The organism is Amycolatopsis sp. NBC_01480 (genome assembly GCF_036227205.1).
In the GTDB taxonomy this organism is placed as follows: Bacteria; Actinomycetota; Actinomycetes; order Mycobacteriales; family Pseudonocardiaceae; genus Amycolatopsis.
Genome location: NZ_CP109442.1, coordinates 5,000,535 through 5,021,214 on the forward strand (window position 1 = coordinate 5,000,535; position 20,680 = coordinate 5,021,214).

The following is a 20,680-nucleotide window of genomic DNA, read 5'->3' on the forward strand; positions in this document are numbered from 1 at the left end:
TCTGGAGATCTCCCCATGGATCCGGTGCAGACCCTGCACGATTTCACGCTCAACCTGCTCGGCGACCCCACCGCGCTCGCGTCGTTCGGCCAGGACCCGCAGGCCGCGCTGGCCGCCGCCGGCCTCGGTGACATCAGTGCCGCCGACGTGCACGAGGTCATGCCGCTCGTGCTCGACTACGTGCCGGTCGACAACCTGGCCGCGCTCGGCAACCTGCCGCAGGCGGGCGACCTCACCGGGGCCCTGTCCGACGGCCCGCAGGGCGCGATCGAGCAGCTCCAGGCGCTGACCGCGTCCTTCGGCCTGCCCGCCGTCGACGTTCCGTCGCTGCCGGCCGTGCCCGAGCTGCCGACCCTCCCGGTCGTGGGCGACCTGCCCGTGGGCGACCTGCCCCTCGGCGCGCTCCCGGCCCTGCCCGCGCTGCCGGCCGTGTCGGGCGCGAGCCTGCCCGCGGTCCCGGCGCTGCCGGGTGTGCCGGCGCTTCCCGGCCTCGGCGAGGTGCAGAACACCCTCGCCGGTGTCACCGCGCTCACGCAGAGCCCGGCCGGCTCGTTCTCCTTCGGCAACGACCTGTCCAACGGCCTCGACTCCGACGCCGTCTCGAAGGCCAGCGGCCTCGCCGAGGGCGCGGCTTCGCAGGTCCAGCACCTCGGCGGCGACGTCGTCGGCGCGGTCGAGCACGCCTCCCCGGTCGACCTCAGCGGCCTGACCTCGCAGGTGCCCGACGTGGCCGGCCTGACCTCGCACGCGCCGGACATCAGCGGCCTCACCTCGCAGCTGCCGGACGTCAGCGGCGCCACCGCGCCGGTCGGCGACCTGGCCGGTCACCTGACCCAGGCCGGCGGCGGCATCGCGGGCCACGTCAGCGACCTGGCCGGCCACCTCACCGAGCCGGTCGGCCACCTGGGCGGGACGCTCAGCCCGGCCGGCCTGGAGCACGCCGCCGGCAGCCTGGTCCACGGCGTGCAGTCGGCCGTGCCGACGCCGGACCTCGGCGCGCGGTCCGACACCGGCACGGACGCGGTCCACTCCGGGACCGACGCGGTGCACAGCGGCACCGACGCCGGTGTCGGCGCGGTGCACGACACCGTCTCCACGGTGACGGCCCCGCTGCACGACGCGCTGGGCGACGTCGGCCTCCACGCCGGTGTCGAGTCGCAGCACGGCGGCGGCGACCTGCACATTTCCCTCTGAGCAGAGGTTTGACGGAGGTGGCTCCGCGGTCTGGGTGCGACCGCGGAGCCACCACCCGGTTCGAATACTTTGCGTACACGGGGGACACTGCTTCGTCGTGACCGCTCCACCTTGGCTCGAAGTGCTCGACGAGACCTTGGACGCCTGCCGGACGCACGGCCGCGAGGACCTGGCCCTACGCCTTCGCCGCCGCCGGGACCGGCCGTCCGGGGGGACCCGGGTTGCCGTGCTCGGCTTTCCGAAGCAGGGCAAGGGGTATCTCGTCAACGCGGTGCTCAACGCGCCGGTCTGCGCGGTCGGTGACGCGCCGACCCCGGCGGTGCCGGTCGAGATCGGTTACGCCGCCGAGCCCGCCGCGACGCTGGTCGGGCGCGCCGATGAGCGCATCCCGGTCGCCCTCGAGCGGCTGACCGGTGAAATCGGCGCGCGGCCCACGGGATCGTTGCGCCGCGTGGAAGTGGGCGTCCCGCGTGAGCTGCTTTCCGCGGGGCTGGTGCTCATCGACACCCCCGCCATCGGCGATCCCCGCTCGGCCCGCACGGCCGCCGCGCTCGACGTACTCGCCGAGGCCGACGCCGTGATCCTCGTTTCCGACGCCACCACGCCGCTCAGCCCGGCCGAGCTGGCGCTGGCCCACCACGTCCGCACCTGGTGCCCGCACGTGCTCCTGGCCCTGACCAAGGTCGACGTCTGCCCGAGCTGGCGCGCGGTCGCCGAGGAGGACCGCACGGCGCTGTCCGGCGCCGGGATCGACGCGCGGGTGCTGCCCATCTCGGCCACAGTCCGCCAGGCGGCGGCGAAAACGGGGGACCAGGAGCTGAATGCCCGCTCCGGTTTCCCGGAACTGCTGTCGTGGATCGCCGAACAGGTCGCGCGGCCCGCGGACCGGTCGAACGCGCTGCTCGCCGCGGTGAGCGTGCGGGCCGCGGCCGCGGAGCTGGTCGAGACGCTGCGCACGCGCGCCGAGATGGCGGTGAAGGACGCCGGCGTCGACCAGACCACCTTGCTGCACCGCGCCCAGCGCAAGGCCGACGACCTGCGCAAGCGCAACACCCGCTGGCAGAACCTGCTGTCCGACGAGATCGCCGACCTGATGTCGGACGCCGAGTTCGACCTGCGCGAGCGGACCCGGCACATCGTCGAGGTGATCGACGAGACCTTCGACCGCGGCGACCCGCTCAAGGTGTGGGACGAGTTCGGGCCGTGGCTCGACGACACGCTCGTCAAGGCCGTGGAGACGAACTACCGCTGGGCCGCCGAGCGGGCGGAGTGGATCGCGCAGGCCGTCGCGGTGAGCTTCGGGGAGCAGTACGAGCAGCCGGACCTGCAGTTCGTCGACGCCGACGCCGAGTTGATCGGCGAGGTCCGCCAGCCGCGCATCGAAGCGTTCAAGATCGGCCAGAAGATGTTCACCGGCCTGCGCGGCTCCTACGGCGGTGTGCTGATGTTCGGCCTGATCACGAACATCAGCATGGGGCTGGGCATGTTCAACCCGGTTTCGGCGGCCGCGGGTGTGGCGTTCGCCGCCAAGACGATCAGCGACGAGGGCGGCATGCGGCGGCAGCGGCGGCAGGCCGTGGCGAAGATGACCGCCCAGCGCCACGTCGATGACGTCTTCCTGCGTTTCAGCAAGGACTGCCGCGACGCGATCCGTGGGGTGCAACGGAAACTGCGGGACCACTTCACCGCGCTGGCGGACGAGCTGTCCGAGCAGCTGGCGAAGGAGCGCGAGATGATCATCGCGGGCTCGGCGGAGCGGGAACGCCGGACTGCCCGGCTGCGGGGGGAGATCGAGCGGCTCGCCTCACTGCACCAGCGCGCCGGGGAACTGGGCCTGCTCGCGGGCCGCGCGCCACGGGAGCTGCCCGCGTGACCGAGGATGTCCGCGGCCTGCTGGCCGACGCTTTTTCGCTCTACCGCGACAGTCCGCGCGCGGCCGGGCTGCTGCGCGAGGCGCTGGAGCACCTCGAACAGCCGCTGCGCGTCGGCATCACCGGCGCGGCCGGCACCGGGAAGTCGACGCTCGCGGCGGCGCTCGGCGACTGGCCGACGCGGGCGTTGCGCGATCTCGCGCTGATCGACGACCCGGCGCCGGGCACGCTCACCGATGCCACCGTCCGGCTGTTCCGGCACCTCGAGCCGGACGAGCTGGCGGCGGCGCTTCCCACGCCGCGGTCGGCGTTCGCGCGCCAGACGGCTGTGGACACGGTCCTGGTGCTCGCGCGCGCCGATGAGATGGGCGCGGGCCGTATCGACGCGCTTCTCACCGCGAAGCAGCTCGCACGGCGCGCGTGGCGCGAAGACCCGCTGTGCAGCGGTTCCCAGGGCGTGATCGCCGTCGCCGGTCAGCTCGCGTACGGGGCGCACGCGTTCGACGACGACGAGTTCGAGCTGCTGGCCGCGTTCGCCGCCGTGCCGCGCGAAGAGCTGGAGCGGTACCTGATTTCGGTGGACTCCTTCACCGATCCGGCATTCCCGGGCCCGGTGTCGGTGGACACGCGGCGCTCGCTCGTGTCGCGCTTCGGGCTCTTCGGCGTACGGCTGGCGCTCACCCTGATCCGCACGGGCTCCGACAGCCAGATGAAGCTCTCCGCGGAACTGGTGCGCCGCAGCGGGTTGGGTGAGCTTCGTGACACGATTGCCGGCTGCTTCGCCGCGCGCGCCGACGCGTTGAAGGCGCGCACCGCGGTGATCCGGCTGGAAACCGTGCTGCAGGCCGAACCCCGCCCGCACGGCGACCGGCTGGCCGCGCGCGTCGAGCGATTCGCCGCCACCGCGCACGACTTCCGCGAGCTGCGCCTGATCGCCGACATCCGCGGCGGCCGGACCGCGCTGACCGGCGAGCCGGCGGAGGAGGCGGTGCAGCTGCTGGGCGCGCAGGGCACGGCGCCGGAGGAACGGCTGGGCCTCGCCCCCGACGCCGACCCGCGCGAGGTCTACGCCGCGGGCATCGACGCCGTCCGCCGCTGGCGCCACGAAGCCGAGCGCCCGGACCGCCCGCCGGCCGAGCGCGCCGCCGCACACGTGGTGGTGCGCAGCGCGGAGGGCTTGCTGGCGCTGTTCGCCTGAACTGCTCGTGAGTGTTCATGACGGTTCTAACCGGCATGAACACTCACGAGTCGTCAGGCGTTGCCGAGCACGCGCCGGACGGCGATCTCCAGCACCACTCGCTGCGGGTTCGGCTTGGGCTGGCGATACCGGGCGGCGTAACGGTTTTCCGCGTCCGTGACCGACGCCGGATCGTCCTTGAGCGTCATGCGTCCCTCCAAAGTGGACCAGCGCGGCCCCTCCAGCTGGCAGACGGCGGCGGCGACGCCGGCCTCCCCGGCCGCGCGGACGAGCTTCGCCTTGTGCGAGCCGTCGAACGTGATGACCCGGGCGATGCCCGTCTCGAAGTCGACGGTGACCCCGACGGCGACGACGTGCGGGGTCCCGTCGGGCCGGACCGTGGTGAGGCTGGCCAGGCGGCGTTCGGTCCAGAACAGGCGGAAGTCCTCGCCGCGGTCCGTGAGGTCGATCTTCATGAGGCCACGGTATCGGTTACCCCGCCGCGGCCGTTTTCGCCTGCGCTGACGGGTTTTTCGCGGCGCGGCCGTGCCCGGAGCCGGCGAAGGCTCGCCTGACCAGCGGGCGCAGGGTCCGAGACTGGATGGCGCGCATGACAAAGGCGTTGAGCCAGATGCCCCGCCTGGTTTTCGGGGCCGCGGCGGCCACCCGGCCGGGCGGGAGCTGCTGCGCGGAGGTGACACGAGGGCGCATCGCCGCCTCGAACGCCGCCAGCGCGGCGGGCACGGCGTCGGCACCGGAGTGTGCGCGCAGCGCGGCCGCCAGTTCGGCCGCGCCACGCAGGGCCAGCGCGGTGCCGAGCCCGCTGAGGGGACTGGAGGACCAGGCGCTGTCGCCGAGCAGGACCACGTGACCGTCGTGCCAACGAGGCATGTGCACCTGGTCGAACGTGTCCAGGGCGAAATCGTCGGCGTCGCGCGCCGCGGCCAGGAATTCCTTCGCGCGCCAGCCGACGCCGGCGAAAGTGCGCTCCAGCAAGGCGATCTGGGCCTCGCGGTCGTGGCGGGACGGCAGCGTCCCGGCGGCGGCGAAAGTCAGGCCGACCTCCTGCTGGCCGGGGTGGCCCGGCCGAGCCTTGACCGAACGGCCGCCGGGCGCGTTGTGCATCAGGAACCAGCCGTCCAGCCGGGGTGTGCCGGGCTTTTCGGTGATGGTGAACCAGGCGTGCGCGAGGCTCAGCGGCTTGCGGTACGCCTCCTCGGGGCCGAACCGCAGCGCGCGCACCTTGGAGTGCGCGCCGTCCGCGCCGACCACCAGGTCGAACTCCTCCTCGCCGCCGGTGCGGAACCGGGCCAGCACGCGATTTCCCCGGTCCTGGAGCGCTTCCACGGTTTCGCCGAAGCGGTGGGTCACGCCGGGGCCGGCCGCGTCGTGGATGATCCGGGCGAGGTCGGTGCGCAGCAGCTCCTCCTTCGACACCAGGCCCTGGCCGCCGAACGCCTCCACCGGCATCGCGGCCAGCCGCCATCCGCGCGCGGTGATCCACGCCGCCCCGGCCTGCGGTATCAGGCAGCCGAGCGCCTGCTCCAGCAGGCCCGCCTGTGCCAGCACCTCGCGGCTGTCGCCGCGCAGGTCCACGGTCTGGCCGCCCTTGCGCGGGGCCGGGGCGATCTCGGCCACTGTCACCGCCCAGCCGTCCCGCTCCAGCAACAGGGCGAGCGTGTCCCCCGCGATTCCCCCACCGACGACCAGTGCACGTGCCATGACCTGTCCCTCCCTGCCGCGCCATTGATGCGAACGTTTCGCGTTAACGGTAGACCCGACGAACGTGCTAACGCAAGAGATTCGCGGTAGTGTGCCGGCATGGCGCAGGCGACAGGGGTGACCCGACCCGGCGGGCGGACTGCCCGCACCCGCGAGGCCGTGCACGCGGCAACCCGCGAGCTGCTGGCCGAATCCGAGGACGGCACGGTCGAGATCGCCGAGGTGGCGGCCCGGTCCGGGGTGCACGTCGCGACGATCTACCGGCGCTGGCGCACTGCTGAGGGCCTGGTCATCGACACGATCGTCGACGAGCTGGCCACCCGCTCACCGCTGCCCGCGACCGGCGACCTGCGCGCCGACCTGCTCACCTGGGCCACCAAGCTGCTCGACGGCCTCCGCAAGCCGGTCCAGCTGACCCTGGCCCGCGCGATGATCCGGGCGGGCGAGGCCGGCGAACAGGGCTCGGACGACGTCGCCCGGTTCTCCGAGCCCCGCATCCGCGAGATCGAGGCCATGCTGAAGGCCAGCGACACGACCGCGATCGGCTGGCGCGACGTCTTCGAGATGGTGCTCGCCCCGGCGTACCTCTACGCGCTGATCTCCAGCCCGCTGGACCCGGCCGCCGACGCCGCCCGCCTGGTCGACAACCTCCTGGCCGTGCGCGACCAGCGCGCCGCGGCCGGCTGAACCGGTTACGGCGTAGGGATTCGCGGCTCGAGGCCGGCGGCGCGGTAGATCCCGTCGATCACCGTCATCGTCTCCACGGCGTCTTCCGGCGGAGTGCTCACCGGGCCGTCGCGCAGCACCGCGTTCGCGAACGCGTCCAGCTGGTAGTCGTACGACGGGCGGTGCGGGAACCGTTCGACGCGCCGGCCGCCCGGGCCCCGGACCGAAAGGCGGTGCCACAGCTGCGGGGCCACCGGGTTGATCGCCCTCAGCTCGCCCCGGGAGCAGGTGACGCGGGCGGAAATGCGGAGCACGTCGGACGACCACAGGGAGCAGTGCATCCGCCCGGTGGCGCCGGTCGGGAACTGAAGGGCGGCCGTCATCGCACGGTCGATGCCGGGGGAGTGGAGCTTCGCGCTCGCGGAAACCACTTGCGGCGTCGAAGCGGCCAAGACGCGGGCCAGGTGGACGGCGTAACAACCCGCGTCCATCGTCGCGCCGCCGGCCAGCGGGAGGCTGTAGCGGATGTCGGAGAAGCGGGGCAACGGGAAGCTCACCGCGGTCTCGACGTGCAGCACCGAGCCCAGCTCACCCGAAGCCAGGATCTCCTCCATCCGCAGGGTGAAGGGGTGATACCGGTAGTGGAACGCCTCCATCGCGACCAGGCCGGACTCCGCCGCTGCGCGCGCGACGGCGGCGGCCTCGTCCGCGTTGGCAGTAAAGGGTTTCTCGCACAGGACGTGCTTGCCCGCCTTCAGTGCGGCGAGCGTCCAGCGGCCGTGGAGACCGTTCGGGGTGGGGTTGTAAACGGCGTCCACCGACGGGTCCGCGAGGAGGTCTTCGTACGTCGCGTGCACCTTCGGGATGCCGTGTTTCGTGGCGAACTCGGCGGCCCGCTGCGGGTCGCGCGCCGCGATGGCCGCGACCTCCACCTCGGCATTGCCGCGCGCGGGCTTGACCAGCGCGCTCGGCACGATCCCGGCTGCTCCCAGCACTCCGATCCGCATGCCGGAACCTTAGCGGTCCGGTGAATTTCAACTGACCGTTGACCTCTTCAACACAGAGTTGTACCGTTCGCGGCACCACGACGCCCTGGAGGTCCCCGATGCCGTCGCCGTCCCGTACCCGCGCCTGGCAGGCCGCCCTGCTGGGTGGCGCCCTCGTCCTGGTCACCGCCGCCTGCGGGGGTGGTCCCGACGGCGCCGGCGGGTCGCCGGCCGCGGGGAACAGCCCGTCCGCCATCCCGGACAACACCGCGCTGATCACCGCCGTCAAGGCCGACCCGCAGCTCACGGCCGCGCTGCCGCCCGCCGTCGCGCAGGCCAAGACGCTGCACCTGGCGTCCAACATCCAGTCGGCGCCGAACAACTTCTACTCGGCCGACGGCAAAACGCCGATCGGCTACGAGGTGGACCTGGCCAAGGCGGTCGGCGCGAAGCTCGGTGTGACCGTGGCGTACCAGGACATGGCGTTCGGCTCGCTGATCACCAGCCTGCAGTCCGGCCGGGTCGATCTGACCATGGCCGCGATGAACGACACCAAGGAGCGCCAGCAGCAGATCGACTTCGTCGACTACTTCTCCTCCGGCATCACGATCATGGTGGCCAAGGGCAATCCCGACGGCATCACCGGGCCGGACACCCTGTGCGGCAAGAACGTCGCCGTCGTCCAGGGCACCAGCCACCAGAAGTTCGCCGCCGCGCAGAGCGAGAAGTGCACGCAGGCGGGCAAGCCGGCGATCACCGTCACGGCCACCGACAGCGACACGCAGAACCAGAACCAGCTGCGCACCCGCCGCGTCGCCGCGATCCTCAACGACCTGCCGAGCGCCGTCTACATCTCGCGCACGGCGGGCGAGGGCAAGTTCTTCGAGGTCGTGCCCGGCCAGCCGATCGAGGGCGGCCCGTACGGCATCGGCTTCACCAAGGCCAACACGAAGCTGCGCGACGCCGTGAAGCAGGCGCTGCAGTCGCTGATCACCGACGGCACCTACGGCAAGATCCTCCAGTCCTGGGGTGTCGAGCAGGGCGCGGTGAAGGAGGCGGCCGTCAATGGCGGAAGCTGAGCCGCTGCCGATCGTCCGGCTGAAGCACTGGGGGCGCTGGGTCAGCGCCGTGGTCATCCTCGCGCTGCTGGTACTGCTCGGGTTCGCGCTCGCGCAGGCCCAGATCGAGTGGGGCTCGGTGCCGGACTTCGTGTTCTACCGCGTGATGGCGCTGGGCCTGCTCAACACCGTGGTGCTCGCGGTGATCTCGCAGGCGGTGGCGATCGTGCTCGGCATCCTGATCGCGTTGCTGCGCCGCAGCGCGAACCCGGTGGCGAAGTGGTTCGCGGCGGCCTACATCTGGCTGTTCCGCGGCTTGCCGGTGCTGCTGCAGATCCTGATCTGGTACAACCTCGCGCTGATCTTCCCGACCATCTCGATCCCGCTGCCGTTCGGCGGCTACCTGCTCCACGAGCAGACGAACGTGCTGATCAGCGCGTTCACCGCGGCCTTGCTCGGGCTGGCGCTCAACGAAAGCGCGTACATGGCCGAGATCGTCCGCGCCGGGCTGAACAGTGTCGACAGTGGACAGACGGAGGCGGCCAAGTCGATCGGCATGACCCCGGGCGCCACGCTGCGCCGCGTGGTGCTGCCGCAGGCCATGCGCGTGATCATCCCGCCCACCGGCAACGACTTCATCAACATGCTCAAGGGCACGTCGATGGCGTCGGTGATCGGCGTGACCGAGCTGATCCACGCGGCCAACAACATCTCGTCCAACAACCTGCTGGTGATGGAGACGCTGATCGCGGCCGCGGTCTGGTACATGGTGGTGGTCACCGTCGCGGGCGTCGGCCAGCACTACCTGGAACGCGCGTTCGGCGCCTCGGACCGGGGTCCGGCGTCACGCGTGGGCAAGGCGTTGCGGGGAGTTCCGCTGGTGAGGAGTGCCCGTGTCTGAACCACTGCTGCGTGCCGTGGGTGTGCGCAAGAGCTACGGGCACACGGAGGTGCTGAAAGGCATCGACCTGGAAGTCCACAAGGGACAGGTCGTCTGCCTGCTCGGGCCTTCGGGCGCGGGAAAGAGCACGTTCCTGCGCTGCCTGAACCACCTGGAGACGATCGACGCCGGGCAGGTGTGGGTCGACGGCGAGCCGATCGGCTTCAAGCTGCGCGGCGGGAAGCTGTACGAGCTGCGCGAGGCCGACGTCGCCCGCCAGCGCCGTGACATCGGCATGGTGTTCCAGCGGTTCAACCTGTTCGGCCACCGGACGGCGCTGGAGAACGTCGTCGAGGGGCCGATCCGGGTGCTCGGGGTGAAACCGGACCAGGCGCGCGCGGACGCCCTCGAGCTGCTGGACCGCGTCGGCCTCGCGCACCGCGCCGACGCCTTTCCGGCTCAGCTTTCGGGCGGGCAGCAGCAACGGGTCGCGATCGCGCGTTCGCTCGCGATGAAGCCGAAGCTGATGCTGTTCGACGAGCCGACGTCGGCGCTCGACCCGGAGCTGGTGGGGGAGGTGCTCGCGGTGATGGGTACGTTGGCGCGGGAGGGGATGACGATGGTGGTCGTGACACACGAGATGGCCTTCGCCGCCGAGGCCGCCGACGAGGTGGTGTTCCTCGCCGACGGCGCGGTGGTCGAGACCGGCCCGCCGGACAAGGTGCTGAAGGCGCCGGAGCACGAGCGCACCCGCCAGTTCCTCGCGCGGGTCCTGTCGTGACGCGGATCTCGCCCCGGTACCTGCTCCAGTTCGACGAGCCCGCGGGCTACCTGGACTTCGCCCGGTTCGGCCCGCCGTCCCACGCCGTGCTCGACACCACGGCGAGCCTGCTCGAAGCGGCCACCAAGGCCGGTCCGTCCACTGTGGACGAGCTGATGCGGCAGGAGACGCGCGCCAAGGCGGCCGCCGCGCGGCTGTGCGGCAGCGACACCGACCACACCGTTTTGCTGCCGCACACCAGTTTGGGCCTGTTCCAGGCGGCGTTCAACACCCCCGGCGGCGAGGTGCTGGTGTCGGCCGCGGAGTTCCCGGCCAACACCTACCCGTGGGCCCGCGCCGAGCAGGCCGGGCTGGTCAAGGTGTGGCGGCTGGACGGCGGCCCGGTCACGGCCGATCGGGTGGCCGAGGCGCTGACGCCGGACATCACCACGGTCTCGGTGAGCGCCGTCGACTTCCGCACCGGCTACCGGGCCGATCTCGCCGCACTGCGCGAGGTTGTCGGCGATCGGCTGCTCGTGGTCGACGGCATCCAGGGCTTCGGCGTGACCGAGGCGCCGTGGGAGGTCGCGGACGTGCTGGTGGTCGGCGGCCAGAAGTGGCTGCGCGCGGGCTGGGGCACCGGGTTCGCCGTGCTGTCCGACCGCGCGCTGGAGCGGATGGACCCGATCCTGTCCGGCTGGACCGGCGCGCGCGACCCGGGCCTGTTCGACGACGAGATCCACCCGGCCGACACCACGGCGGCGGGCTGGTCGATCTCCAATCTCAGCCCGATCACGTCGGGCGCCTTCGCCGCCGCGCTCGAGCTGGTGGAGGAGGCCGGCGTCGGGGCGATCGCGGGCCGGATCGCCGAACGCCTCGGCTCGCTGGAGGACGTGCTGCGCTCGTGTGGCGCGGAGATCGTGTCCGCGACCGAACGGCGCGCGGGCATCCTCGCGTTCACGCTGCCCGGTCATCCGGCGGAGCAGGTCGGCGCGGCGCTCGCGTCGGCCGGGATCGCGGCCACGGTACGGCCCGAGCACGTGCGCCTCTCACCGCACGCGTCCACGCCGGTGGCCGCGGCCGATCAGCTGCGCGCGGCGCTGGAAACCCTTACCCGGCCACGGAAACCGTTGTCCGTGGTCCCGCCTGCCTCGTCTGGTGCGGCGACGCCGGAGCTGCTCAGCGCGCTGGTCCCGGCCGTCGACGGGCTGGCCGCGATGCTGGGCCCGGGCAACGAGGTGCTGCTGCACGACCTGAGCCGCCTGCCGGACTCGATCGTCGCCATCGCCGGCGACCTGACCGGCCGCACCGTCGGCGGCCCGATGACGGACCTGCTGCTCGGCCTGGTCCGCCGCGGCACCACCCAGGACCTGACGAACTACCGCACGCACGGCCCGGACGGCCGCGCCATCCGCTCGTCCACCCTCTTCCTGCGCGACGCGGCGAGCGTGGCGGTCGGCTGCCTGTGCGTGAACAGCGAGCTGCCGGGCGCGGCGCACGCCGAGACCCCGCAGGAGACTTTCCCCCCGGACGTCGACAGCCTCCAGCGCTTCCTGGTCACCCGCGCGATCGGCAAAGCCGGGATCCCGGTGGAGCTGATGAAAAAACGCCACAAGGCCGCGGTGGTCCGGGAACTGGACGAGGCCGGTTTCTTCCTGATCAAGGACGCGGTCGACCACCTGGCAGGGCAACTGGACGTCACCCGCTACACGATTTACAACTACCTCAACGAAATCCGCGGCTGAGGGTCCCGGCCGAAGCGCCCCAATGTGGCGTTGGTTGCGTTGAACGCACCGAACGCCACATTGGGTGCGTTGAGCGCACCGAACGCCACATTGGGGCGCATTCAGCTACTTCAGGAACGACTCCACCGCGTCCGCCGCGATGGAGACGCCGCCGTTGGCGCGGGACTCCGCCTTCAGCGTGGCCAGCCGGGCGGCGACCTCCGGGTCCGACGACACGGCGTCGACCGCTTCACGGAGCGACTCCGCGGTGACCTCGGCGGCCGGCAGGTGACGGCCGACCCCCAACGACTCCAGCAGCGCCGCGTTGCCGAACTGGTCGACGGCCTGCGGGATCGCGACCGTCGGCACGCCGAACCACAGCGATTCGGTGCAGCTGCCCATGCCAGCGTGCGTGATGAACGCCGACGCGGCCGCCAGCACCGCCAGCTGCGGCACGCTTTCGTGTGCCTCGAACGAGTCCGGCAGCGGGCCGAGGTCCTCGGCCGGCACGTGCTTGCCGATCGAGAGCACCACGTGCCAGCCCGAGTCCGCGAACGCCGAGATGCAGGCCCGGTAGACGTCGAGCTGATCGGTGAACGCCGTGCCGAACGACACCAGCAGCACCGGCTTCCCGTCCGCCGGCGGGGTCCAGCTCCGGTCCGCCAGCCGCAGCGGGTCCAGGCACGGGCCCACGAACCGCACGTTCGACGGCACCCGCTCGGCGTTCGGCTGCATCGCGCGCGGGATCAGCGAGAGCACCTGCCCCGGGTGGGCGATCCAGTCCCAGCCCTCGGCGATGATGCCGTTTTCCTTCAGCCACTCGGTATACGCGCGGTTGTAGTCCACTCCGGACGGTGACGAGCGGAGCGGGCCGAGCACCTCGGCCAAATCCTGTTCGTAGCCGTCCCACGCCACCATCGACGGCGACAACTGCACGGCCGGGACGCCGTAGCGCTCGCCGAGCAGCGGCGCGCCGAGGCCGCCGATGTCGTACAGCAGCAGGTCCGGGCGGTCCTCGTCGAACCTGGCGGTGAGCTGCGGGTGGATGGTGATGGCCTCGTCGAGGAAGACCCGTATCCCGTCGGCCGGGTCCTCTGGCCAGGCCGCGGCGTCGCCGATCGGGAAGATCGTCGGATGGGCGACGACCTCGGCCCCGGTGGGCTCGACGAGCCCGGTCAGCGGCTCGCCGACGACGTAGCTGACCCGGTGGCCCCGCCCGGTCAGCTCCCGGATCAGCGCGAGCGACGGGTAGACGTGGCTGGGCGCGCTACAGCCGACCATGACGATGTGCTGGGGCATGAACTGTCCTTTCCGGACTGAAACGGAAGGACGGCGCGCAGAAGAGGGGCCGCCCGGTGGCGGGCGGCCCGGAGAGTCACGCCGTCTCAGTGACTGCGCAGGCGCATGAAGTAGGTCATGGGCGACACGGTAGAGGTCGGCGCGGCTAGCGACCAACCGGTTTTCCGCCGCTCACCAAGGCTTGTGAGTGTTTAGGACGGTTAGAACCGTCTTAAACACTCACGAGCCCTTCGCAGGGGCTTTCCGAAGCAGGGAACTTTGTGTTACAAAGTGCAGGCAAGGTTTGCAACGCAAAGTTCTGGGGGAACGAAGATGAGCGAGGCATTCAGCCTACGGGGGCTGACCAAGAGATTCGGCCCGGTACTGGCGGTCGACGGGCTGTCCGTCGAGGTCAGCCGGGGTGAGGTGGTCGCGCTGCTCGGGCCCAACGGTGCGGGCAAGTCCACCACCGTCGACATGCTGCTGGGGCTGACCCACCCGGATCAGGGACAGGTGCGGGTCTTCGGGGCCGGGCCGCGGGAGGCGATCGACAGCGGACGCATCGCGGCGATGGTGCAGAACGGGTTCCTGCTGCGGGACGTCACCCCGGCCGAGCTGGTCGGGCTGCTGCGCTCGATGCACCGCAAGCCGTTGCCGGTCAAGGAGGTCTTCGAGCGGGCCGGGATCACCGAGTTCGCGAACCGCCGCTGCGGCAAGCTGTCCGGCGGCGAGCTCCAGCGCGTCCGGTACGCGCTGGCGCTGACCGGTGACCCGGAGCTGCTGGTGCTCGACGAGCCGACGGCGGCCATGGACGTGGACGGAAGGCGCGCGTTCTGGGCGTCGATGCGCGAGTTCAGCGCGTCCGGGCGCACGGTCCTGTTCGCGACGCACTACCTCGCCGAGGCCGAGGACTTCGCCGACCGCGTGGTGCTGATGCGCCACGGCCGGGTGGTCGCCGACGGGCCGGTCGCGCAGGTCCGCGCCGCCGTCTCCGGGCGGGTGCTGCGGGCCGTGGTGCCGGGCGCCGGCCAGGCCGCGCTGGCCGCGCTCGCCGGCGTCACCACCGCGCGCGTCCAGGGCGGGCGCGCCGAACTGGCCTGCGCCGACTCCGACCTCGCGATCCGCGCGCTGCTCACCGCCTTCCCGCTCGCCTCCGACATCGAGATCACCGCCGTCGGCCTGGAAGAAGCCTTCCTGGCACTGACCGCCGACGAGCCGGAAGGAGCGCTCCGATGAACTTCGTCTACTTGCGACTGGAGATCCTCCGGATCGTCCGCAGCCCGCAGTTCGCCCTCTTCACCATCGCCGTGCCGCTGGGCATGTTCCTGTTGTTCGGCGGCCTGTTCGGGGATCTGGCCGGGCCGGACGGGATCAAGGCGAGCGTCACCACGATGATCAACATGGGCGCGTACGGCGCGATGAGCGGCGCCCTGTTCACCGGCACCCGCGTCGCGACCGAGCGGACTGACGGCTGGCAGCGGCAGTTGCGCCTGACACCGATGCGCGGGCCGGGATACTTGTTCGTGAAGATCGCGTCGGCGATGGCGATGGCTCTGCCCGTGCTGCTGGTGATCTTCGTGGCCGGCGCGCTGCGCGGGGTGGACCTGACCGTCGCGCAGTGGGTGCTCAGCGGGCTCGGGCTGTGGCTCGGCGCGCTGCCGTTCGCGGTGCTGGGGCTGCTGCTCGGCCTGTTCGGCAAGGGCGACACGGTCGGCGCGATGACCGGGGCGCTGATGCTGCCACTGGGCGTCTTCGGCGGGCTGTGGATGCCGCTGTCGATCATGCCGGACTGGATGTCGACGGTCGCGCACTTCTTCCCGACGTTCTGGCTGGGCCGGGTCGGCACGCTGCCGGTGACCCACGAGGCCGGGCTGGGCCTGGCCGCCGCCGTGCTCGCCGCGTGGCTGGTGGTGCCCGCGCTGGTGGTGGTGCGGCGCTTCCGGTTGGACACGGCGAAGGTCGGTTGACGACGTGTTAGCTTCCGTGCTGCATGTGGGGTCAGCACGGTGGAGGGGCGAATCATGGTGGAAGACGACGAGACACCGCCGCTGTCGGCGGAGGAGTCGCTGAACCTGATCGCCCGGCAGAACGAGCGGATGCGCCGGGAGCTGGGGGCGAGCCCGGCGCGGCTGCTCGGGGTATGGGCCTTCGCGTGGCTGGTCGGCTGGGGACTGGTGTACCTGGCCGATCCCAGCCACGCGAAGCCGCTCCTGCCCGGCTGGGTCGCCGCGGTGGTGGTGGCGGTGTTGTTCGTCGCCGGGATCGCCTACTCCATCTTCTACGGCAGCCGGGTCAACCGCGGCATCCGCGGCCCGTCCCAGCTCGTCGGCGCGATGTACGGATGGAGCTGGATGATCTCCTTCGCCGCGCTGACGGTGGTCAACCTCCGCGTGATGGCGGTGGCCCAGCTGGCCCCGGCGACGATCTCCCTGCTGTGGTCGGGCACCTCGCTGCTGGTCACCGGCGCGCTCTACCTCACGGGCGGGATGCTCTGGCAGGACAAGCTGCAGTACGGCTTCGGCGTGTGGATCATCGTCTGCGGCGGGGCCAGCGTGCTGGTCGGCGTCCCGGGCAATTTCCTGGTGCTGTGCCTGGCCGGCGGGGGCGGGTTCCTGGTCGCCTCGCTCGTCTACTACCTGCGTGAGCGCCGTGGCCGTCCGATCGGGACGAGGCGCCGGTGACGGAGTCCGCGCTGCCCGAGCTCGACCCCGTCATCCACGCCCAGGCCCGGCTGCGGGTCACGGTCGCGCTGGCCGGGCTGCGCGCCGAGGACCAGATCACCTTCCCGCGGCTGCAGCAGCTGCTCGAGATGACCGCCGGCAACCTCTCCACCCACCTGCGCAAGCTCGAAGACGCCGAGTACGTGCAGATCACCAAGGCCCACGAGCACCGCACGCCGGTCACCCTGGTCCGGCTGACGGCCAAGGGGCGCGCCGCGTTCGAGGCCTACACCCAGGCGCTGCACCGGCTGCTGGACGCCACCGGCGGGAGCTGAGGACGTGCCCCGCTGGGTGATCCACCTCGACCTGGACGCCTTCTTCGCCTCGGCCGAGCAGCTCACCCGGCCCACGCTGCGCGGCCGTTCCGTGGTGGTCGGCGGCACCGGACCGCGTGGCGTCGTGGCCGGGGCGAGTTACGAATCGCGCGAGTACGGCGTTCGCTCGGCGATGCCGATGTCGCAGGCCCGGCGGATGCTGCCCGCGGGCGCGGTGATCCTGCCGCCGCGGTTCCGGCTGTACGAACGGCTCAGCAAACAGGTTTTCGACGTGGTGTCCTCGGTCGCGCCGGTGCTGGAGCGGATCTCGCTCGACGAGGCGTTCGCGGAGCCGCCGTCTTTGGCCCACGCCTCGATCGACGAGGTGACGGCGTTCGCCGAAGACCTGCGCGCGCGGATCCGCACCGAGACAGGCCTGACTGCATCGATCGGGGCGGGCACGGGGAAACAGGTCGCGAAGATCGGCTCGGACCGGGCGAAGCCGGACGGACTGCTGGTGGTGCCGCCGGGTGCCGAGCGGGAGTTCCTGGCGCCGCTGCCGGTGCGCGCGCTGTGGGGGATCGGCCCGGTGGCCGAGGCGAACCTGCGCACCATCGGCGTGAAAACGCTGGGGGAGCTGGCGAACCTCCCGGAATCGGACGCGGTCGCGACGCTGGGCGGCGCCGTCGGGCGGGAGCTGCGCAAGCTCGCGGGCGGCACGGACGACCGTCCGGTGGCCGAGCGCGGGGAGGCCAAGCAGGTCAGCGCGGAGACGACGTTCGACGTGGACGTGGTCGACCTGGCCCGGCTGCGCGCCGAGGTCCGCCGGATCGCCACGGGCGCCCACGCGCGGCTGGTCAAGGCCGGCCGCGTCGCCCGCACAGTGGTGATCAAGCTGCGGCACACGGACATGAGCACGGTGACCCGGTCGGAGACCACGGCGTCACCCACCGACGATCTCGAGCAGCTCGCCGCCACCGCCGAGCGGCTCCTGCTGGACCCCGCCCAGTTCGGCGGCGTGCGGCTGGCGGGGGTGGCGTTCAGCGGCCTTTCGGTTCCGCACCAGGACGCGCTGTTCACGCTCACTGTGCCTGCCGTGTCGGAACCTGTAGTGGCGGTGGAGCCTTCCCCGGGCGGCGCTGCGCCGGTGTCGTCGAGTGGCTGGCGGCCTGGTGACGATGTGGTGCACGCGGAGTTCGGCACGGGCTGGGTGCAGGGTGCGGGGCACAACCGGGTGACGGTGCGGTTCGAGACGCTGGCGTCGGGCCCGGGGGTGGCGCGGACGTTCGAGCAGTCGGATCCGGCGCTGACCCGCGGCGAGCCGTGGGACTGTCTGGAGTAGACAGACGGCGGGTTTTGCTCAGTCGCCGCGGGCTTCGAGCGCGGCGGCTACGAACGACGTGACCAGCGGCCGCCGGTCGTGCTCGTTCCAAGCCAGCACCAGACGGCTGGGCGGGGCGTCGGCGATCGGGACGGTGACCAGGCCGGGCGGGATCGGCTCGACCAGCGAGCGGGGCAGCACCCCGATCACCCGGCTCACTGTGATCAGGTGCAGCAGCTGGACCACGTCGGTGATCTCGGGACCGGCGTCCGGGACGGCTTGGCCCTTCCGGCGCGGCAGGACGTTCTCGTCGGGACCGGTGCCGTCGCTGGGAATCCCCTTCCAGCGCGGCAGGATCTCACCGTCCAAATCGGACATCTGCACCGAGCCGCGTCCGGCCAGCCGGTGTCCGGACGGCAGGATGGCCACCCGGTCCTCGACGTGCAGCGTCTCGTGGGCCAGGCCGTCGAGATCGTCGAACGGCGCGTAGAGCAGGCCGACGTCGGCCCGGCCGTCGCGCAGGAACTCGGTGCGGTCGGCGGGGCCGCTGAACAGGATGTCCACCCGGCGCGCGTCCGGATGGTGGGAGTACTCGCCGAGGATCCCGGACAGCAGCTGGGCGTCGCCGCCGGGTTTGAGCACCAGTCGCAGGTGGGCCTGGTCGTCGCCGGCGCGGCGGGCGTTGCGGACGGCGGCGCTCACCGCGTTCAGCGCGTGCCGCCCATGCTCCTGCAGCGCCTCCCCGGACGGCGTCAGCGAGACGTGCCGGCTCGAGCGGACGAACAGCCGGACGCCGAGCCGGCTCTCGATCCGCTGGATCGCCTTCGACAACGCCGGCTGCGCGATCGAGAGCCGGGTGGCGGCCCGCCCGAAGTGCAGCTCGTCCGCGACCGCGATGAAGTACTCCAGCTCCCGCGTTTCCAGTTCGACCATGCCTCCAGGTTATCGCCGGATAGCCAATGGATCTTGGACGGCCCGGTCTTTTCGCGCCGATAATCGAGGCATGATCAACCACACGATGATCGTCTCCTTCGATCAGCCCCTCCCGGACAGCGAGCTGGATCAATACCTGGCAGATGTGGAACGGGCCGCGCTCGCGACCGGTCTCCTGCAGTCGGCCGTGAGCCGGCGCCACCTGCCGATCCTCGGTGAGGAGGCCATCCCGGCGCTGATCGCGACCGCGATCGTGCAGTTCGCCGTGGCCGACACCGAGGCGCTGGCGAAGGCGTTCGCCGACCCCGGCCTGCACGAGGTGATCGACCGCTGGCAGTCGCGGCACTCGTACCAGGTTGCCTGGGCGAACCACGAAGCCCTGTCATGAGCAAGACCGGACTGGTGACCGGCGCCGGCAGCGGGATCGGCCGCGCGGCGGCGCTGGAGTTCGCCCGGGGCGGCGCCGCGGTGGCCGTGCTCGACCTCGACGAGCGCGCGGCGGCCGAAACCGTTGAGCTGATTGAAAAAGAGGGCGGGCAAGCGCTGGCGGTCACCGTCGACATCGCGGACGAAGGCTCCGTGAAGGCGGCCATCGAGCGCACCGTCGCGGCGTACGGCGGCCTCGACTTCGCCGTCAACAACGCCGGAATGGCCTCGCACCACCGGCAGCTCGACGAGATGACCCTGGCCGAGTTCAACCGCGTGCTCGGCGTCAACCTCGCCGGGACTTTCCTGTGCATGAAGTACGAGCTGCCGTTGCTCAAAGGCGGCGCGATCGTCAACGTCGCTTCCAACGGCGGCCTGTACGCGATCCCGCACGCTCCCGCTTATGTGGCCGCGAAGCACGGCGTCGTCGGGCTCACCAAGGCCGCCGCGGTCGACTACGCGGCCGAGGGCATCCGGGTCAACGCCGTCTGCCCCGGCCCGACTCACACCCCGGGGTTCGACGAGGTGGCGGCGGGCACCGACATGATCGCGTTCCAGGAGGGGATCACCCCGCTCGGCCGGCTGGCCCGGCCGGAGGAGGCCGCCGCGGCGGCGGTCTGGCTCTGCTCGGACGCCGCGGCGTACGTCACCGGGATCGCGATGTCGGTGGACGGCGGGCGACGGGCATGAGGGTCATCGCGGTTGAGGAGCACATATCAACCGAGGCGTTCCTGCGCACCGCGCACACCCTGGACGTCGTGCCGGGCGACGAGGCCGAGATGGCCTTGATGCGCGCGGTGGAGGAGTCCCCGGTGCCCCGCGCCCGGCTCGTCGATCTCGACGCCCGGCTGCGGGAGATGGACGCGGCCGGTCAGGACATGGCCGTGCTGAGCCTGAATCCGCCCGGGGTCCAGCCCTTCCCGGCGGCCGGCGCGGTGCCGCTGGCCCGGGCGTTCAACGACGAGCTGGCCGCGATCGTGCGACGGCACCCGGGCCGGTTCGGCGGGCTGGCCACGGTGGCGCCGCAGGACCCGGATGCCGCGGCGGCCGAGATCGAACGGGCCATGGGTCCGCTCGGCCTCAACGGGATCATGATCAACTCGCACACCGGCGGGCGGTACCTGGACGAGCCGGAGTTCGCGCTGCTGCTCGCGTCAGCCGAGGCGAACCGGGCGCCGATCTACCTGCACCCGCGGGTGCCGAGCGCGCTCGTTTACCGCGATTACGGGATGTCCGGGGCGGTCTGGGGTTATCAGGCCGAGGCCGGGCTGCACGCCATGCGGCTCATCCTCAGCGGCACCCTCGACCGTTACCCGGACCTGACCGTGGTGCTCGGGCATCTCGGCGAGGGCATCCCGTACTGGCTGCGGCGGATCGACAACCGGCACGCGTTCGCGGAGCGGATGATCGGGGCCGCCACGCCGATGCCGCGCCTTTCGCTCACCCCGAGCGAGTACTTCCGGCGCAACTTCGTGCTCACCACCAGTGGCATGGACGATCCGGACGTGCTCGGCCTGGTCCTGCGCGCGGTCGGCGAGGACAACGTGATGTTCGCGATCGACTTCCCGTACGAGGACTCGGCGGCGGCCGTCGCCTTCCTCCGGGACGCGCCGCTGACCGGCGATCAGCGGACCGCACTCGCCCACCGCACGGCCGAACGCGTGTTCCGGCTGACCTGATCTCCGGCGGAAGGCCGCCGCGCACGTCAGC

General features: G+C 71.8%; 21 protein-coding genes. 16 read left to right on the plus strand and 5 right to left on the minus strand.

The features are described from left to right. Window positions 1-15 precede the first annotated feature (15 nt). The 3 genes from OG371_RS24020 (at window position 16) to OG371_RS24030 (ending at window position 4,263) form a co-directional block, all read left to right on the plus strand. Window positions 16-1,194, plus strand: a complete 1,179-nt coding sequence (locus tag OG371_RS24020; RefSeq protein ID WP_329072796.1) for an IniB N-terminal domain-containing protein — start codon at window positions 16-18, stop codon at window positions 1,192-1,194. Between the two features lie 97 nt (window positions 1,195-1,291). Continuing rightward, window positions 1,292-3,067, plus strand: a complete 1,776-nt coding sequence (locus OG371_RS24025; protein ID WP_329072797.1) for a dynamin family protein — start codon at window positions 1,292-1,294, stop codon at window positions 3,065-3,067. Then, window positions 3,064-4,263 (plus strand): GTPase, encoded by a 1,200-nt coding sequence (locus tag OG371_RS24030; RefSeq protein ID WP_329072799.1) that lies wholly within the window; start codon window positions 3,064-3,066, stop codon window positions 4,261-4,263. Before OG371_RS24025 ends, OG371_RS24030 begins: the two co-directional genes overlap by 4 nt. A 53-nt stretch (window positions 4,264-4,316) precedes the next feature. On the opposite strand, the gene OG371_RS24035 is transcribed toward OG371_RS24030, so the two are convergent. Then, entirely contained in the window at window positions 4,317-4,718 is a 402-nt protein-coding gene (locus OG371_RS24035; protein WP_329072801.1) for a TIGR03618 family F420-dependent PPOX class oxidoreductase, read from the minus strand. A 16-nt stretch (window positions 4,719-4,734) separates the two neighbouring features. Then, on the minus strand, window positions 4,735-5,964 hold the full coding sequence (locus tag OG371_RS24040; RefSeq protein ID WP_329072802.1) for an FAD-dependent monooxygenase: 1,230 nt from the start codon (window positions 5,962-5,964) through the stop codon (window positions 4,735-4,737). A gap of 99 nt (window positions 5,965-6,063) precedes the next feature. On the opposite strand from OG371_RS24040, the gene OG371_RS24045 reads away from it, so the two are divergent. After that, a complete protein-coding gene (locus tag OG371_RS24045; protein ID WP_329072803.1) occupies window positions 6,064-6,651 on the plus strand; it encodes a TetR/AcrR family transcriptional regulator in 588 nt (195 codons plus the stop codon). A gap of 5 nt (window positions 6,652-6,656) precedes the next feature. On the opposite strand, the gene OG371_RS24050 is transcribed toward OG371_RS24045, so the two are convergent. Further along, window positions 6,657-7,637 (minus strand): Gfo/Idh/MocA family protein, encoded by a 981-nt coding sequence (locus tag OG371_RS24050; RefSeq protein ID WP_329072804.1) that lies wholly within the window; start codon window positions 7,635-7,637, stop codon window positions 6,657-6,659. Between the two features lie 98 nt (window positions 7,638-7,735). Here OG371_RS24050 and OG371_RS24055 point away from each other — a divergent pair, with 98 nt between their 5' ends. Genes OG371_RS24055 through OG371_RS24070 form a run of 4 tightly spaced genes read left to right on the plus strand, consistent with a single transcriptional unit; the run spans window position 7,736 to window position 12,059 of the window. Continuing rightward, window positions 7,736-8,695, plus strand: a complete 960-nt coding sequence (locus tag OG371_RS24055; RefSeq protein ID WP_329072805.1) for an ABC transporter substrate-binding protein — start codon at window positions 7,736-7,738, stop codon at window positions 8,693-8,695. After that, window positions 8,682-9,575 carry an amino acid ABC transporter permease gene (locus OG371_RS24060; RefSeq protein WP_329072807.1) on the plus strand — a complete coding sequence of 298 codons (894 nt, stop codon included), beginning with the start codon at window positions 8,682-8,684 and terminating at the stop codon, window positions 9,573-9,575. Before OG371_RS24055 ends, OG371_RS24060 begins: the two co-directional genes overlap by 14 nt. Beyond that, window positions 9,568-10,335, plus strand: coding sequence for an amino acid ABC transporter ATP-binding protein (locus OG371_RS24065; RefSeq protein ID WP_329072808.1), 768 nt, complete (start codon window positions 9,568-9,570; stop codon window positions 10,333-10,335). Before OG371_RS24060 ends, OG371_RS24065 begins: the two co-directional genes overlap by 8 nt. Then, the gene (locus OG371_RS24070; protein ID WP_329072809.1) at window positions 10,332-12,059 is read left to right on the plus strand and encodes an aminotransferase class V-fold PLP-dependent enzyme; all 1,728 of its coding nucleotides are present in this window, start codon (window positions 10,332-10,334) and stop codon (window positions 12,057-12,059) included. Before OG371_RS24065 ends, OG371_RS24070 begins: the two co-directional genes overlap by 4 nt. A gap of 105 nt (window positions 12,060-12,164) precedes the next feature. On the opposite strand, the gene OG371_RS24075 is transcribed toward OG371_RS24070, so the two are convergent. Beyond that, on the minus strand, window positions 12,165-13,337 hold the full coding sequence (locus OG371_RS24075; RefSeq protein ID WP_329072811.1) for a macrolide family glycosyltransferase: 1,173 nt from the start codon (window positions 13,335-13,337) through the stop codon (window positions 12,165-12,167). A 312-nt stretch (window positions 13,338-13,649) separates the two neighbouring features. Here OG371_RS24075 and OG371_RS24080 point away from each other — a divergent pair, with 312 nt between their 5' ends. From OG371_RS24080 to OG371_RS24100, 5 genes are read left to right on the plus strand one after another with little or no spacing between them, the layout of a single operon-like run. After that, window positions 13,650-14,552, plus strand: coding sequence for an ABC transporter ATP-binding protein (locus OG371_RS24080; protein ID WP_329072814.1), 903 nt, complete (start codon window positions 13,650-13,652; stop codon window positions 14,550-14,552). Further along, window positions 14,549-15,283, plus strand: coding sequence for an ABC transporter permease (locus OG371_RS24085; RefSeq protein ID WP_329072815.1), 735 nt, complete (start codon window positions 14,549-14,551; stop codon window positions 15,281-15,283). The genes OG371_RS24080 and OG371_RS24085 overlap by 4 nt, the downstream gene beginning before the upstream one ends. A gap of 54 nt (window positions 15,284-15,337) precedes the next feature. Next, window positions 15,338-15,997 carry a hypothetical protein gene (locus OG371_RS24090; protein ID WP_329072817.1) on the plus strand — a complete coding sequence of 220 codons (660 nt, stop codon included), beginning with the start codon at window positions 15,338-15,340 and terminating at the stop codon, window positions 15,995-15,997. Continuing rightward, window positions 15,994-16,311, plus strand: a complete 318-nt coding sequence (locus OG371_RS24095; RefSeq protein WP_329072819.1) for a transcriptional regulator — start codon at window positions 15,994-15,996, stop codon at window positions 16,309-16,311. The genes OG371_RS24090 and OG371_RS24095 overlap by 4 nt, the downstream gene beginning before the upstream one ends. A 4-nt stretch (window positions 16,312-16,315) precedes the next feature. Further along, entirely contained in the window at window positions 16,316-17,632 is a 1,317-nt protein-coding gene (locus tag OG371_RS24100; RefSeq protein ID WP_329072822.1) for a DNA polymerase IV, read from the plus strand. Between the two features lie 18 nt (window positions 17,633-17,650). Here OG371_RS24100 and OG371_RS24105 read toward each other — a convergent pair whose 3' ends face one another. Beyond that, a complete protein-coding gene (locus OG371_RS24105; RefSeq protein ID WP_329072824.1) occupies window positions 17,651-18,544 on the minus strand; it encodes a LysR family transcriptional regulator in 894 nt (297 codons plus the stop codon). A 70-nt stretch (window positions 18,545-18,614) separates the two neighbouring features. Here OG371_RS24105 and OG371_RS24110 point away from each other — a divergent pair, with 70 nt between their 5' ends. The 3 genes from OG371_RS24110 to OG371_RS24120 are packed head-to-tail and all read left to right on the plus strand — an operon-like array spanning window position 18,615 to window position 20,649. Next, entirely contained in the window at window positions 18,615-18,932 is a 318-nt protein-coding gene (locus OG371_RS24110) for a hypothetical protein (protein WP_329072826.1), read from the plus strand. After that, window positions 18,929-19,660 (plus strand): SDR family NAD(P)-dependent oxidoreductase, encoded by a 732-nt coding sequence (locus tag OG371_RS24115; protein WP_329072829.1) that lies wholly within the window; start codon window positions 18,929-18,931, stop codon window positions 19,658-19,660. Before OG371_RS24110 ends, OG371_RS24115 begins: the two co-directional genes overlap by 4 nt. After that, window positions 19,657-20,649: an amidohydrolase family protein gene (locus tag OG371_RS24120; RefSeq protein WP_329072832.1), complete on the plus strand. Its 993-nt coding sequence runs from the start codon at window positions 19,657-19,659 to the stop codon at window positions 20,647-20,649. Before OG371_RS24115 ends, OG371_RS24120 begins: the two co-directional genes overlap by 4 nt. Window positions 20,650-20,680 lie beyond the last annotated feature (31 nt).